The organism is Nocardioides ganghwensis, from assembly GCF_014779655.1.
GTDB classification, from domain to species: Bacteria; Actinomycetota; Actinomycetes; order Propionibacteriales; family Nocardioidaceae; genus Nocardioides; species Nocardioides ganghwensis.
The window spans coordinates 56,083-71,180 of sequence record NZ_JACXYX010000006.1 but is presented as its reverse complement, the minus strand read 5'-3'; the positions used below and the strand labels follow the sequence as shown (position 1 = coordinate 71,180).

The 15,098-nt window shown below is 72.3% G+C and carries 12 protein-coding genes; 9 read left to right on the top strand and 3 right to left on the bottom strand.

Annotation, left to right across the window (positions count from 1 at the left end):
- Positions 1-10: 10 nt before the first annotated feature.
- A complete protein-coding gene (locus tag IEZ24_RS08785) occupies positions 11-658 on the bottom strand; it encodes a hypothetical protein (RefSeq protein ID WP_129455419.1) in 648 nt (215 codons plus the stop codon).
- 111 nt (positions 659-769) lie between these two features.
- Positions 770-1,969 (bottom strand): acyl-CoA dehydrogenase family protein, encoded by a 1,200-nt coding sequence (locus tag IEZ24_RS08780; RefSeq protein ID WP_129455418.1) that lies wholly within the window; start codon positions 1,967-1,969, stop codon positions 770-772.
- A 130-nt stretch (positions 1,970-2,099) separates the two neighbouring features.
- Here IEZ24_RS08780 and IEZ24_RS08775 point away from each other — a divergent pair, with 130 nt between their 5' ends.
- From IEZ24_RS08775 to IEZ24_RS08740, 8 genes are all read left to right on the top strand, one after another.
- Positions 2,100-3,128: an iron ABC transporter substrate-binding protein gene (locus tag IEZ24_RS08775; RefSeq protein ID WP_242498500.1), complete on the top strand. Its 1,029-nt coding sequence runs from the start codon at positions 2,100-2,102 to the stop codon at positions 3,126-3,128.
- Positions 3,129-3,196: 68 nt separating this feature from the next.
- Positions 3,197-4,705 carry an ABC transporter permease gene (locus IEZ24_RS08770; RefSeq protein WP_242498499.1) on the top strand — a complete coding sequence of 503 codons (1,509 nt, stop codon included), beginning with the start codon at positions 3,197-3,199 and terminating at the stop codon, positions 4,703-4,705.
- Positions 4,702-5,766, top strand: a complete 1,065-nt coding sequence (locus IEZ24_RS08765) for an ABC transporter ATP-binding protein (protein WP_129455416.1) — start codon at positions 4,702-4,704, stop codon at positions 5,764-5,766. Before IEZ24_RS08770 ends, IEZ24_RS08765 begins: the two co-directional genes overlap by 4 nt.
- On the top strand, positions 5,763-8,315 hold the full coding sequence (locus IEZ24_RS08760; protein ID WP_129455415.1) for an AMP-binding protein: 2,553 nt from the start codon (positions 5,763-5,765) through the stop codon (positions 8,313-8,315). The genes IEZ24_RS08765 and IEZ24_RS08760 overlap by 4 nt, the downstream gene beginning before the upstream one ends.
- Before the next feature lie 67 nt (positions 8,316-8,382).
- A complete protein-coding gene (locus tag IEZ24_RS08755) occupies positions 8,383-10,179 on the top strand; it encodes an acetyl/propionyl/methylcrotonyl-CoA carboxylase subunit alpha (protein WP_242498498.1) in 1,797 nt (598 codons plus the stop codon).
- 200 nt (positions 10,180-10,379) lie between these two features.
- Positions 10,380-11,012, top strand: a complete 633-nt coding sequence (locus IEZ24_RS08750) for a TetR/AcrR family transcriptional regulator (RefSeq protein WP_129455414.1) — start codon at positions 10,380-10,382, stop codon at positions 11,010-11,012.
- Positions 11,009-12,703, top strand: coding sequence for an FAD-binding dehydrogenase (locus IEZ24_RS08745; protein WP_129455413.1), 1,695 nt, complete (start codon positions 11,009-11,011; stop codon positions 12,701-12,703). Before IEZ24_RS08750 ends, IEZ24_RS08745 begins: the two co-directional genes overlap by 4 nt.
- A gap of 147 nt (positions 12,704-12,850) precedes the next feature.
- Entirely contained in the window at positions 12,851-13,120 is a 270-nt protein-coding gene (locus IEZ24_RS08740) for a hypothetical protein (protein WP_129455412.1), read from the top strand.
- 183 nt (positions 13,121-13,303) lie between these two features.
- On the opposite strand, the gene IEZ24_RS08735 is transcribed toward IEZ24_RS08740, so the two are convergent.
- Complete coding sequence (locus IEZ24_RS08735; protein WP_129455411.1) at positions 13,304-14,011, bottom strand: TetR/AcrR family transcriptional regulator; 708 nt, start codon at positions 14,009-14,011, stop codon at positions 13,304-13,306.
- 124 nt (positions 14,012-14,135) lie between these two features.
- Here IEZ24_RS08735 and IEZ24_RS08730 point away from each other — a divergent pair, with 124 nt between their 5' ends.
- Positions 14,136-15,077 carry an NAD-dependent epimerase/dehydratase family protein gene (locus IEZ24_RS08730; RefSeq protein ID WP_129455410.1) on the top strand — a complete coding sequence of 314 codons (942 nt, stop codon included), beginning with the start codon at positions 14,136-14,138 and terminating at the stop codon, positions 15,075-15,077.
- The last annotated feature ends 21 nt before the right edge of the window (positions 15,078-15,098 follow it).

The window sequence follows — 15,098 nt, the reverse complement described above, 5'->3', positions numbered from 1 at the left end:
GAGGCGGAGATCAGCGCCAGCGGGAGCGCTCGGGGAACTTCGCCACCATGTGCAACGACACGGCGTCGCTGCTCTCGCCGCTGACTCCCAGCTCGAAGCCAAGGGCCGCGAGCTTCTTTCCGAGGCTCCCGTTGACCGAGTGACGGGTTGTGCTGCTGATGTTGATCGTCACCGCGGTGGCCTTGTTGTCGAGGACGCTCGAGACGGCTGCGCCGAAGCCGGGCTCGTCCGGCCACTTGAGCGGGCGCGGATCCCGCGGCTGGCTACCAGTGCCGACGTGCGAGTAGTCGAACATGCTCGTCTGGTGCCGGTTGCGGCGAAGGCTGGCTCCGAATCCCTTCACCGCCCCCGAGACGCCCGAACGCCGGCGCGAGTCGCGAGAGGTCTTGCACTCCACGCTCGACGCACCCAACGTGTTGACGATCCGCAGGGCCTCGCCGTAGCGGTCCCGCAGGAACCACTCGTCGAATGCCGCGAACGGTACGTGCAGAGGCGTGCCGACCGGATTGGCGACGACCACGTAGACCACGTTCGGCCTGACGTCCCCGTCCGACGCCTTCATGGGCGCGGTGGGCACGAACGGGACCTGCTCGACCTCGACGCGGCCCTTGGTTCGGACCGGCTCATCCTCGTAGTACGCAACGAGCTGGCTCAACACGTCCCCCTGCCACTCATTCGTCCTCGCAGTTGCACCGGTCAACCTAACCCTGACGCCGCCTGCTCGCTGGAGAGTTGCCCAAGGACGTCGCCCGATCGACCTGCCGGGCGTCTACTCGACCGGGAGGCCGAGCCCCCGCGCGATCAGCATCCGCTGGACCTCCGAGGTGCCCTCACCGATCTCGAGGACCTTCGCGTCGCGGTAGAACCGCACGACCGGGTACTCCTCCATGAAGCCGTAGCCGCCGAAGACCTGCGTCGCGATGCGGGTCGCGGTGACCGCGGACTCCGTGGCGTACAGCTTGGCGACGGCCGCGGCCTGCTTGAAGGCGGCCGTCGACACCGACGAGGAGCCGGCGTCCATCGCGTCCTTCATCGCGGCCGCCTTGTAGGTCAGCAGCCGCGACGCGTCGAGCATCACCTGCAGGTCGGAGACCTGGAAGGCGAGGCCCTGCTTGCGACCGATGGGCCCACCGAAGGTCTGCCGCTCGCCGGCGTACTGCACGGACATGTCGAGGCAGGCCTGGATGCACCCGACCGCGAGGGCGGCGATCGCGACGCGACCGTCGTCGAGCGTCGCGAGGAACTGCGCGTAGCCGCGCCCGCGCTCGCCGAGCAGGTTGCCCTCGGGCACCCGGGCGTCGTCGAAGGACAGCGGGTGGGTGTCGGAGGCGTGCCAGCCGAGCTTGTCGTAGGCCTTCTCGGCGGTGAAGCCGGGCGTGCCCGCGGGCACGATGATCGTCGAGATCTCCGGTCGGCCGTCGGCCCGCTCGCCCGTGCGCGCGGTGACGGTGACGAGCGAGGTGATCGAGGAGCCGGAGTTGGTGATGAACTGCTTGGCGCCGTTGACGACCCACTCGCCGTTCTCGAGGACGGCCTTGGTCTTGGTCGCACCGGCGTCGGAGCCGGCACCCGGCTCGGTGAGCCCGAAGCCCGCGATCGCCTCGCCGGCGACCAGGTCGGGCAGCCACGTCTTCTTCTGCTCGTCCGTGCCGAAGGTGAGGATCGGGTTGATGCCCAGGCCCACCGCGGCCTCGAGCGTGATGCCCATCGACTGGTCGACGCGGCCGATCTCCTCGATCGCGATGCAGAGCGAGGTGAAGCCGCCGTCCTCGCCGGCCATCCCGGCGCCACCGAACTCCTCCGGCGCGGTCAGGCCCATGAGCCCGAGCGCGCCCATCTTCTGCACGACGTCGGTCGGGAAGTGGTGGTCGCGGTCCCACTGGGCGGCGTGCGGCGCGATCTCGGCCTCGGCGAAGTCGCGGACGCTGCGGCGGAACTGCTCGTGCTCGGGGGACAGCTCGAAGGTCATGCCTCGCATGCTAGCGCCAGCAGGTTAGCGATCGCTAACCCCCATGAGACCAGCATCACGGGCTCGATTCCCCCATGCGCGCGAAGCGGGACTAGAGTTAGGCGAGCCTAAGCAAAGTAAGGACACCCTCGTGACGACTCCCCCGCGCCGCGCCACCCCCCGTACGGCTGTCGCTCTCGCCGGCAGCCTCCTCGCCGCCTCCGCCCTGTCGGGCTGCGGCGTCTTCGGCTCTCCCGACCTGGTGGTCTACAACGCCCAGCACGAGCAGCTGCTCGACGAGATCATCCCGCTGTTCGAGGAGGAGTCCGGCCTCGACGTCGAGCTCCGCCACGGCAAGGACCTCGAGATGGCCAACCAGATCGTCGAGGAGGGCGAGGACTCGCCCGCCGACGTGTTCCTCACCGAGAACTCCCCCGCGATGACCATCGTCGACAACGCCGGCCTCTTCGCCGAGCTGCCCGAGTCCGCGACCGCGACGATCCCGGAGCAGTACGTCCCCGCGGACCGCACGTGGACCGGCTTCCTGGCCCGCTCCACCGTCGCGATGTACAACACCGACACCATGACCGAGGCCGACATGCCCGCCTCGATCCTCGACTTCGCCGACCCCGAGTGGCAGGGCCGCGTCGCCTTCTCCCCCACCGGTGCGGACTTCCAGGCGATCGTGTCCGCCGTCCTCGAGCTCGAGGGCGAGGAGGCCACGGCCGAGTGGCTCGCCGGGCTCAAGGCCAACGGCGTGATCGTGCAGAACAACCTCGTCGTGATGCAGTCGGTCGACTCGGGCGAGGTCGACGCGGGCATCGCCTACCACTACTACTGGTACCGCGACCGCCAGGAGAACGGCACCGACTCCGACACCTCGGCGCTCCACTTCTTCGGTGACCAGGACCCCGGCGCGTTCCTCAGCATCTCCGGCGCCGGCATCCTCGCCAGCAGCGAGAAGCAGGACGCCGCGCAGGAGTTCGTCACGTGGCTCACCGGCACCGAGGCGCAGCAGGCGATGGCGGAGTCGTACGCGCTGGAGTACCCGCTCAACCCCGACGCCAGCCTCAACCCCGAGGTCAAGCCGTTCGACGAGCTCGAGCCGCCGGCGGTCGACGTGGCCAACCTCAACGGTCCGCAGGTGACCGATCTGATGACCGCGGCAGGCCTGCTCTGACCACGACCACCACCCCCACGGCCCGGACAGCCACCGGGTCCGACCGTCGCACCCCGCCGCTGCTCCTGGTGGCGGGGGCGACGGTGGCCGTCCTGGCGCTGGTGCCGCTGGCCTACGTGGCCTCCTACGTCGTGGCGATCGGCCCCGTCGACCTCTGGCAGCTGCTGGCCCGGCCCCGGATCGCCGAGCTGCTGCGCAACACGATCACGCTCGCGCTCGCGTGCATGGCGGCGACCTCCGTGCTCGGCGTCGCGCTCGCCGTCCTCGTGGAGCGCACGGACCTGCCGGGACGGCGCCTGTGGCACGGCCTGCTCGTCGCACCGCTCGCGGTGCCCGCCTTCGTCAACGGCTACGCCTGGGTCTCCCTCGACCGTGGCATCAACGGGTTCGGTGGCGCGTTCGCCGTCGTCACGCTCTCCTACTACCCGCTCGTCTACCTCCCGGTCGTGGCGATGCTTCGGCGCCTCGACCCCGCGCTGGAGGAGACGGCCTTCTCGCTCGGCCACTCGCGCACCCGCACCTTCCGCACCGTCGTGCTGCCGCAGCTGCGACCCGCACTGCTCGGCGGCGCCCTGCTGGTCGGGCTGCACCTGCTCGCCGAGTTCGGCGCGCTGTCGCTGCTGCGGTTCCCGACGTTCACCACCGCCATCTACGACCAGTACGGCTCGACCTTCAACGGGGCGGCCGCGACCGCCATGGCCGTGGTCCTGGTGCTGCTGTGCCTGGTCCTGCTGCTCGCCGACCTGCGCCTGCGCGGCGACCGGAGGTACGCCCGCGTCGGTCGCGGCGCCGCCCGGACGGCCGTACCGCTCGCACTCGGACGCTGGCGCCTCCCGCTGCTGGCGACGGTCGGCGGCGTCGTCGTCCTCGCTCTCGGCGTGCCCGCCTTCTCGCTGCTGCGCTGGCTCGTGGCCGGCACCTCGACGGAGTTCCCGGTGGCCGAGCTCACCGAGGCGCTCGTCGCCACCCTCGCGCTCGCCCTCGCCGGCGCGGTCGTCACCACGCTGGCCGCGATCCCCGTCGTCTGGCTCGCCGTACGTCACCGTGGCTGGGCGAGCACCGTGATCGAGCGGAGCACCTACGTCGCCAACGCACTGCCGGGCATCGTGGTCGGCCTCGCCCTCGTGGTGGCCTCGCTGCGCCTGGTGCCGGTCGTCTACCAGACCGCCGGCCTGCTCGTCGCGGCCTACGCGATCCTCTTCCTGCCCCGCGCCGTGGTGACCGTGCGCGCCGGCCTCGAGCAGGCGCCCGTCGTGCTCGACGACGTCTCCCACAGCCTCGGCCTCGGCCCCCTCGCGACCGCGCGGCGGGTCACCCTGCCGCTCATCGCGCCGAGCCTCGGCGCCGGCGCCGCCCTGGTCTTCCTCGCGATCTCCACCGAGCTGACGGCCACCCTGATGCTCTCCCCGATCGGCACCAGCACCCTGGCCACCGAGTTCTGGTCGGCCTCGTCCGAGCTCCGCTACGGCGCCGCCGCCCCGTACGCCCTGCTGCTCGTGCTCGTCTCGATCCCCGCCACGGTGCTGCTGATGCGCGCCGACAGCCCCGCTGCCCAGACGGAGAGGGTTCCGGCATGAGCTCACTGAGCATCACCGGCGTCACCAAGTCCTTCGGCACAGGCCCGACCGCCACCCGAGCCGTCGACGACGTCACGCTCCACGTGCCGCACGGCTCGTTCACCACGGTGCTCGGGCCCTCCGGCTGCGGCAAGACCACCCTGCTGCGCCTCATCGCCGGCTTCCTCGTGCCCGACGCGGGCAGCATCGCCTTCGGCGACACCACGGTCGCCGGCGACGGCGTACGCCCGGTCCCGCCGCAGGCGCGCCACGTGGGCTACGTCCCGCAGGAGGGAGCGCTGTTCCCGCACCTCGACGTCGCCGCCAACATCGCCTTCGGGCTGCCCGGGCACGCTCGCGCGGGCCGGGAGGGTCGCGAGCGCGTGGCCGAGATGCTCGACCTCGTCGAGCTTCCTGCACACTTCGCCGACCGCCGCCCCGACGAGCTCTCCGGCGGGCAGCAGCAGCGGGTGGCGCTCGCCCGCTCGCTCGCTCCGCAGCCTGCCGTCGTGCTCCTCGACGAGCCGTTCTCCTCGCTCGACGCGAGCCTGCGCGGCACCACCGCCATCGCCGTGCGCCGGGCGCTGGCGGCGACCGGCACGACCGCGCTGCTGGTCACCCACGACCAGAACGAGGCGCTCTCCCTCGCCGACCAGGTCGCCGTGATGCGCGGCGGCCGGCTCGTGCAGTCGGCCCCGCCGGCCGAGGTCTACCTCTCCCCGAGCGACCCGCAGGTGGCGGAGTTCGTCGGTCGTGCCGTGGTCCTGCCCGGCACCGCGACCGACGCCCGGGCCACGTGCGCGCTCGGCGAGGTGGTGCTGTCCGAGGCCGCCACCGGTCCCGTCGCGCTGATGATCCGGCCCGAGCAGGTCTACGTCGACCTCACCCACGCCGAGGGGGTGCGCGGCTCGGTCGAGGAGGTCAGCTACTACGGTCACGACTGCGCGGTCCAGGTGCGCCTCGACGACGGCACGTCCGTGCTGGCCCGGATGGCGGGCGTGCGCCACCCCGTGGCCGGCGACACGGTCCACCTCCGCGTGACCGGGCTGGTCCGCGCCTACCGGCCCGCGGGGGCGCCGTGACCCTCACGTCCCCGCAGCCCGCGCTCGCCCCCCGTACGCCGACCAGGGTCGGGCCGGTCCTCGACCACGCCCGGTTCGGCGACGCCCCCGCGGTCGTGGCCGACGGCACCGTCCTCAGCCACGCCGACCTCGCGCGCCGGGTCGCCGACCGCGCGGCGACCTGGGGCCCGGCCCGGCGCCTGGTGCTGGTCGAGGGCGCCAACGACCTCGACTCGCTCGTCGCCTACCTCGCCGCCCTGCAGCACGGCCACGTCGCACTGGTCGTGCCCGACGGCCGGCCCGACCAGCGCGACGCGACGGTCGCCGCCTACGACCCGGACGTCGTGTGCACCGCGGCCGCGCCCGACGACGTACGCCGCCCGCTCAGCGCGCACGAGCTGCACCCCGACCTCGCCCTGCTGCTGAGCACCTCGGGCACGACCGGCTCCCCCAAGCTGGTGCGGCTCTCGCGCGCCAACGTCGCCAGCAACGCCGCCGCCATCGCCGACTACCTCGCCCTCACCCCGACCGACCGGGCGATCACGGCCCTGCCGCTGCACTACTGCTACGGCCTGTCGGTGCTGCACTCGCACCTCGTCGCGGGCGCCAGCGTCGCGCTGACCGACCTCAGCGTCGTCGACGAGTGCTTCTGGGACCTCTTCTCCCGCACCGGCGCGACCACCCTCGCCGGCGTCCCCCACACCTTCGACCTGCTGGCCGCCAGCGGCTTCGAGGCCCGCGACCTCCCCACCCTGCGCCAGGTGACCCAGGCCGGCGGCCGGCTCGCCCCGGACGACGTACGCCGCTGGAGCCGGCTCGGCCGCACCCGCGGGTGGGACCTCGTGGTGATGTACGGCGCCACCGAGGCGACCGCCCGGATGGCGTGGCTGCCGCCGCACCTCGCCGAGGACCACCCGGGCGCGATCGGCGTCGCGATCCCCGGCGGGCACCTCCACCTCGACGAGGCCGCGGACGACCGGCCCGGCGTCGGCGAGCTCGTCTACTCCGGCCCCAACGTCATGCTCGGCTATGCCACGACCCCGGCCGACCTGGCGCTCGGCCGGGTCACCACGGAGCTGCGCACCGGCGACCTCGCCCAGCAGCGCGACGGGCTCTTCGAGGTGGTCGGCCGCCGCAGCCGCCGCGGCAAGGTGTTCGGGCTGCGCATCGACCTCGACGCCGTCGAGCAGCGCCTGCGCGCCGAGGTCGACCCGCGCGCTCGGGTCGTCGCCACCGACCATGCGGTGCACGCGTTCGTCACCAGCGGTCGCGGCAGCGGTGCCGCGCGGACGCTCGTGGCCGACCACTGCGGCGTACCTCCCCACGCCGTCCGGGTGACCGTCGTGCCGCAGGTCCCGCACACCTCCTCCGGCAAGCCCGACTACGCCGCGCTGGCGGAGCTCGCCGCACCGGCCGAGGAGCAGGCCGGGCAGCCCGGCACCGGGTCGGTCCGCGCCGACTTCGTCCGCGTGCTCGGACGCCCCGACGCCGCCGACACCGACTCGTTCGTCGACCTCGGGGGCGACTCGCTGTCCTACGTCGAGCTCTCCACCCGGCTCGCCGCGCACTTCCCCGGAGGGCTGCCCGCCGGCTGGCACACGCGCGCCATCGGCGACCTCGAGCGCCTCGCGCAGGACGGTGCGGCAGACGGTGACCGCGGGCCCGAACGCCGCTCGCGCCTCGACACGACCGTCGGGCTGCGAGCGCTCGCCATCCTGTTCGTGGTGGCCAGCCATGTCGACCTCGTCGCTCTCGAGGGCGGAGCGCACCTGCTTCTCGCGCTGGCCGGCTTCAACTTCGCCCGGTTCCAGCTCTCGGCCGCCGGCGACGCGCGCACCCGCCTGCGCCACGGCCTGTCGGGCATCGCCCAGCTCCTCGTCCCATCGGTGCTCTGGGTGGGCGGGGTCGCGCTCCTGCTCGGCACCTACGACCTCACGACCGTGCTCTTCGTCCGCGAGGTGGTCAACGGGTCGGAGTGGGACGACCAGTGGCAGCTGTGGTTCCTCGAGTCGCTCGTGTGGCTCACGGTCGCGGCACTGGCCGTCACGACCCTGCCGGTGCTGCACCGGCTCGAGAGGCGTACGCCGTTCCGCTTCGCCCTCGGCGTGCTCGCCGTCGCCACCCTCGCCCGCCTCGCCGAGGTGGGATGGCGCGCCGGCGCCACCGAGCGCTACACGATCCTCGTCGTGGCGTTCTTCTTCGCCCTCGGCTGGGCCGGGGCGCGGGCGACCACGACCCGCGAGCGGTGGCTGGTCACCACACTGGCGGTCGTGATGACCGTCGGCTTCTTCGGTCAGCCGCACCGCGAGGTCATCGTGCTGGGCGGGTTCCTGCTGATGCTCTGGGTGCCGCACCTCGCCGTGCCCGCGCCGCTCGCGCGAGCCGCGGGCGTGCTGGCCGGGGCGAGCCTGTTCGTCTACCTCACCCACTGGCAGGTCTACCCGCCGCTCGAGGACGCCGGCCACCAGTGGCTCGCCCTTGTGGCGTCCCTCACAGTCGGGATCGCCTACGCGCGGGTCGTGCGTCCGGTGCATCAGGCTGTCGGTCGCGCCGTGCTCCGGGCGCGGTAGCCTGCCGAGCGGTACGCCCTCCGGCTACCCCAGCCGCCAGCCCCGTGTCACCGCCAGGAGTCCTCGCGTGAGCTTGAAGAAGGTCCTCATCGCCAACCGCGGCGAGATCGCCGTCCGCGTCGTCCGTGCCTGCAAGGACGCCGGCATCGGCTCCGTCGCGGTCTACGCCGACCCCGACCGCGACGCCCTCTTCGTACGCCTCGCCGACGAGGCGCACTCCCTCGGCGGTGCCACGCCCGCCGAGTCCTACCTCGACATCGCGAAGATCATCGCGATCGCCGAGAAGTCCGGTGCGGACAGCGTCCACCCCGGCTACGGCTTCCTCGCCGAGAACGCCGACTTCGCCCAGGCCGTCATCGACGCCGGGCTGATCTGGATCGGCCCCCCGCCGGCCGCGATCGAGGCGCTGGGCGACAAGGCCAAGGCCAAGCACATCGCCGACAAGGCCAACGCGCCGCTCGCGCCGGGCACCAAGGACCCGGTCGCCGACGCCGACGAGGTCGTCGCCTTCGCGGAGGCCAACGGCCTGCCCGTGGCGATCAAGGCGGTCTTCGGCGGCGGTGGTCGCGGCCTCAAGGTCGCCCGCACGCTCGAGGAGATCCCCGACGCCTACGAGTCCGCGGTCCGCGAGGCCGTCACGGCCTTCGGTCGCGGCGAGTGCCTGGTCGAGAAGTTCCTCGACAAGCCGCGTCACGTCGAGACCCAGTGCCTGGCCGACCAGCACGGCAACGTCGTGGTGGTCTCGACGCGCGACTGCTCGCTGCAGCGCCGCAACCAGAAGCTCGTCGAGGAGGCGCCCGCGCCGTTCCTCACCGACGAGCAGCTCACCGAGCTCTACGAGTCGTCCAAGCGGATCCTCAAGGAGGCCGGCTACCACGGCGCCGGCACCTGCGAGTTCCTCGTCGCCCAGGACGGCACCATCTCCTTCCTCGAGGTCAACACCCGTCTCCAGGTCGAGCACTGCGTCTCCGAGGAGGTCACCGGCATCGACCTCGTGCGCGAGATGTTCCGCATCGCCGCCGGCGAGGAGCTCGGCTACGGCGACCCCGAGATCCGCGGCCACTCCATCGAGTACCGCATCAACGCCGAGGACGGTGGTCGCAACTTCATGCCCGCCCCGGGCACGCTCACCCGCTGGCACCCGCCGGCCGGTCCGGGCGTACGCCTCGACGGCGGCTACGACCAGGGCGAGACCATCCCCGGCTCCTTCGACTCGCTCATCGCCAAGCTCATCGTCACCGGCCGCGACCGCACCCAGGCCCTCGAGCGCTCGCGCCGCGCCCTGGACGAGTTCGTCGTCGACGGCATGCCCACCGTGATCCCGTTCCACCGCGCCGTGGTCCGCGACCCGGCGTACGTCGGAGCATCCACCCCGTCCGGCAGCTCTGATGGGACTGGCGAGTTCACGGTCTACACGCAGTGGATCGAGACCGAGTTCGACAACCAGATCGAGCCCTACGCCGGCGACACGGCCGAGGCCGACGAGCCGGCAGAGCGGCAGAAGGTCACCGTCGAGGTCGGCGGTCGTCGCCTCGAGGTCGTCCTCCCCGCCGGGCTCGGCGGACTCGCCGTCGGCAGCGCCAACGGTGGTGCCGCGGGCGGCAAGAAGGCCAAGCGCTCGGCCAAGAAGGCCGGCGCCGCGGCCTCCGGTGACTCGGTCACCTCGCCCATGCAGGGCACGATCGTCAAGGTCGTCGTCGAGGAGGGCCAGGAGGTCGCCGAGGGCGACACCGTCGTCGTCATGGAGGCGATGAAGATGGAGCAGCCCCTCAAGGCCCACAAGGCCGGCACCGTCACCGGCCTCCAGGCCGAGGTCGGCGCCACCGTCACCAACGGCGCGGTCATCTGCGAGATCAAGGACTGACCCCTCACCCCGCCCAGCGGTGCCCCAGCCACATCCCGACGTACGTCGAGGTGGCTGGGGCACCGCTCATTTCGTGTCGCCCCGCGGCTCGCCCGTGAGCGGTGCAGGAGCCACATGTCGAGTGCCCGCAATGTGGCTCCTACACCGCTTGCACCTACCATAGATAGCGAGCACTCACTTTTTATGTCACACTCTCCCATGTGACCACCCCGCCGAGCCGCCGTACGCAGGCCGACCGCCGCGCCGGCACGATCGCCGCGCTCCTCGACGCGACCGTCTCGTGCCTGACCGAGCGGGGGTACGCCGCGACCTCGACCGCCGCGGTCTGCGCGGAGGCGGGCGTCAGCCAGGGAGCGCTGTTCCGCCACTTCCCGACCCGGCAGGCGCTGCTCGTGGCGACCGCCGAGCACGTGGCCACCCGCAACGTCGAGGCGTTCCGCGCGACGACCGCGGGCGCGGCCGTGGACTCGGTCGACGACGTGACCGCCGTGCTCGGCCACCTCCGGGCCACGGTCCTCTCCCCCGCCAACCAGACCTGGCGCGAGCTGCTCGTCGCCGCCCGCTCCGACGCCGACCTCCGTACGGCCCTCCTGCCGGCCCGCGAGTCGCTGCAGGGCCAGATGCTCGACGCCGCCGCAGACCTCTGGGGCGACCGGCTGCCGGCCGACGACCTCCCCGCCGTCCTCAGCATCGTCGTCAACATGCTCGACGGGCTGGCCTTCTCCGCCCTCGACCCCGACCCCACCGCCGCCCCCGGTCGTACGGTCGAGCGGGCCCTGCGCCTGCTCGCCGAGATGGTCGTCAGCCACTACCCCCAGCAGGAGACGCGATGAGCGAGCCCACCTTCACCCCTGACGTCGTCGTCGTCGGCGCCGGGCTCGCCGGGCTCGTCGCCACCCACGAGCTCGCGCTGGCCGGCAAGAAGGTGCTGGTGCTCGACCAGGAGAACCACCGCAACCTCGGCGGCCAGGCCTGGTGGTCGCTCGGCGGGCTGCTGTTCGTCGACAGCCCCGAGCAGCGGCGGATGGGCATCGCCGACTCCCCCGAGCTGGCTTGGCAGGACTGGCAGGGGTCGGCGCAGTTCGACCGCCTCGGCGACGGCACCGACGGGCCCGGTCGCGGCGAGGACTTCTGGCCGCAGCAGTGGGCGCAGGCGTACGTCCGCTTCGCCCACGAGGAGAAGCGCGACTACCTCCGCGCCCTCGGCCTGCGCTGGCTGCCGTTCGTCGGGTGGGCCGAGCGCGGCGACGGCCGCGCGACCGGCCACGGCAACTCCGTCCCCCGTTTCCACCTCACCTGGGGCACCGGCCCGGAGGTCGTACGGATCTTCGCCGAGCCGGTCCAGCAGGCAGAGGCCAACGGCCTCGTACGCCTCGCGTTCCGCCACCGGGTGGACGAGCTGGTCGTCGAGGACGGCGCCGTCGTGGGCGTGCGCGGCACCGTGCTGGCCGACGACGACTCGGCGCGCGGCGTGAAGTCCTCCCGCGACGCGGCCGGCGACTTCGAGCACCGCGCCGCCGCAGTCGTGGTCACGAGCGGCGGCATCGGCCACAACCACGAGCTGATGCGCCGCAGCTGGCCGACCGAGCGCGTCGGTCCCGCGCCCGACCACCTGATCTGCGGCGTGCCCGCGCACGTCGACGGCCGCATGCAGGCGATCTCGGAGGAGGCCGGCGCCACGATGGTCAATCGCGACCGGATGTGGGCCTACGTCGAAGGCATCCACAACTGGGACCCGGTCTGGCCCGACCACGCCATCCGCATCCTGCCTGGCCCGTCGTCGATGTGGTTCGACGCCACCGGCAAGCGGCTCGAGGGCATGTCGGGCGTGCCCGGCGCGGACTCGATCGGCGCGATGAGGCAGATCCTGGCCGCGGGCCACGACTACTCCTGGTTCGTGCTGACCCAGTCGATCATCGAGAAGGAGTTCGCCCTCTCCGGCTCCGAGCAGAACCCCGACATCACCGGCAAGGACCTGACGTTCCTGGCGAAGACGCGGCTGGCCAAGGGCGCCCCCGGCCCGGTCGAGGCCTTCAAAGAGCACGGCGTCGACTTCGTCGTGGCCGACGACCTCGCCGACCTGGTGACCGGCATGAACGAGCTCGCCCGCGGCCCGAAGCTCGACGTCGAGGACCTCGAGCGGCACATCGTGGCCCGCGACCGCGAGCTCGACAACTCCTTCACCAAGGACGTCCAGGTGATGGCGATCCACAACGCCCGCCGCAGCCGGACCGACAAGCTGGTCCGCGTCGCGAAGCCCCACAAGATCCTCGACCCGGCCCACGGCCCGCTCATCGCCGTACGCCTCAACATCCTCTCCCGCAAGACCCTCGGCGGGCTCGAGACCGACCTCGACGGCCAGTGCGTGGCCGCCGACGGCTCGCGCATCCCCGGCCTGTACGCCGCGGGCGAGGTCGCGGGCTTCGGCGGGGGCGGCGTCCACGGCTACAACGCGCTGGAGGGCACGTTCCTCGGCGGCTGCATCTTCTCCGGACGGGCGGTGGGGCGGGCGCTGGCCCGCTGACCACTGCGGGACGTCATGAGAATCGCCGGTTCGAACCGGATGAGCTCATGACGTGGGCCACCGCTATCAGGTCGCCGTGTCATCCTAATGCGCATGTCGCCCCGCATCGCTGTCCGCACCTCGACACACGCACGAACCCTTCGGGTCGTGCTCGCAGCGTTCGCCATCCAGGCGTCGATCTGTCTTGTCGCATGGTTCGTGGTCAACGACATGTCACGCGGCCGTGGCGTCTGGTACAACAAGGACTTCAACGAGTGGTTGATGCTCAGCACCATCAGTGCCCTCATTGTTGTTGGTTCCGCTGGTCTGACTCTGCGCCCTCGTCGGTTGGTCATTTCGGTAGCCGCTGGGTGCTTCTTGGCGCTGACGTCTGGCGTCGCTGTCTTCTTGGGGTGGGCTGTGCTCAACTCGGCATAGCCGCTCAGTGCACCCGCTCGTCGCCATGAGCGGATGTCATCGGAGCGAGATCCCTGCACCTGCCACCAGATGGGCCTCGTCGCCGCACGACACCACCGAGGGCCAGGCCCGGCATGCTCGGAGGCTCGCTCGTCCGGGCGCGAGTGGACTTCGAGTCAGACGCGACGGGCCGCGCGAGGCGCGCTACACCAGCCCGACCGACTCCACCAGCGCGTCGAGGTGCTGCTCGAAGAGGTCCTGCGGGTCGCCGAACGTGTCGGCGCCGTACTGCCCGAACACCTCGAACGACACGCACCCGAACAGCGCCGCCCAGGCGAAGAGCCCGCGGGCGATCAGCGCGTCCGGGGCCGTGATCCCCAGCTGCCCGCGGATCCTCGCCAGGTCACGGGACAGCCGGCGCGGTGCGAGCGAGGCGTCGTCGACCGCCACCGCGCCCGCACGCCAGGCGTCCTCCCAGACCTCCACGAGGCGTACGACGACGCGGGTGCCGGGACCGGTGGTCTGCTCGGCCGGCGCCTCGTAGCCCGGCACGGGGCTGCCGAACAGCAGGGCGTACGTCGCGGGCTCAGCCAGTGCCCAGGCTCGCACCGCGCGACCGATCACCCGCATCCGCTCGGCGTGGTCGGACGCGTCGACCCGGGCGAGGGCGGCGTCCACGGCGTCGCCGAGCTCGTCGTAGCCGTCCACCACCAGCAACGTCAGCAGCTCGTCACGACTCGCGACGTAGCGGTAGACCGCCGACGAGACCAGCCCGAGGTCGCGGGCGACCGCGCGCAACGAGAGCGCCGCGGCACCCTCCGTCGCCAGGTGCTCGCGTCCGATGCGGACGATGTCGCGCATCGTCTGCTGGCGCGCGCGGGCGCGCGGGGTGAGGTGCGGGGCGTCGGTCATCCCCCATCCTCGCACGAGAGCGAGCATAGATGACGAAAGCGAGCAGTGCTCTTGCTTTATCACGGACGACGCGTCATGCTGGGTAAACCGAGAGCACCGCTCTCTCTTTCCTCCAGGAGATCCCATGACCACCGTCCACGTCGTCACCGGAGCCGGCCCCGTCGGCTCGACCATCGCCCGGCAGCTCGCCGACTCCGGCCAGCAGGTACGACTGCTGACCCGGTCCGGCAGCGGGCCCGACCACCCGCTGATCGACCGCCGTCGCGTGGACGTGTCCCGCCCCGACGCGCTGGCTGACGCCTTCGCCGGCGCGACCGCGGTCCACCACTGCATCCACGGCTCGGCGTACGACGCCCGGGTCTGGCGCGAGGAGCTGCCCCGCGCGGAGGAGGCCGTCCTCGACGCCGCCGGGCGGGTCGGCGCGGTCGTCGTCTTCCCCGAGAGCCTCTACTCCTACGGTCCCGTCGCGGGCACCATGACCGAGGACCTGCCGCGCACCGCGACGACCGGCAAGCTGGGCGTACGCACCGAGCTCCTGGCCCAGCGCGACGCGTCGGCGACCCCGACGGTCAGCGTGGCGGCCTCCGACTTCTACGGCCCCGCGGTCCACAACGCGCACGCCGGCGAGCGGATGGTCCCGACGGTCCTCGCCGGGAGGACGATGCGCGTCCTGGGCAGCCTCGAGCAGCCGCACTCCTTCACCTACGTCCCCGACCTCGCCGCCGCGATGATCACGGCCGCCGCCCGGGAGGACCTGTGGAACTCGTTCCTCCACGCGCCGACGGCCGCTCCGGTCACCCAGCAGCGCCTAGTCGAGATGGTCGCGGCAGCCGGCGGCGTCGCGGTCCCGCGCACGTCCGCGATCCCGCCGTGGGTGCTGCGGGCGTCGGGGGTGGTCTCGCGGGAGATGCGCGAGCTCGCCGAGACGTCCTACATGTTCACCGCGCCGTTCGTCATGGACTCGAGCGCCAGCGAGGAGCGCCTCGGGCTGTCGCCCACGCCGATGGCCGAGGGGCTCGCGACCACGGTCGCCTGGTGGCGGGCGCAGGAGCGGGCCGCCGCCTGACCGGCGTACGGACGAGTAACC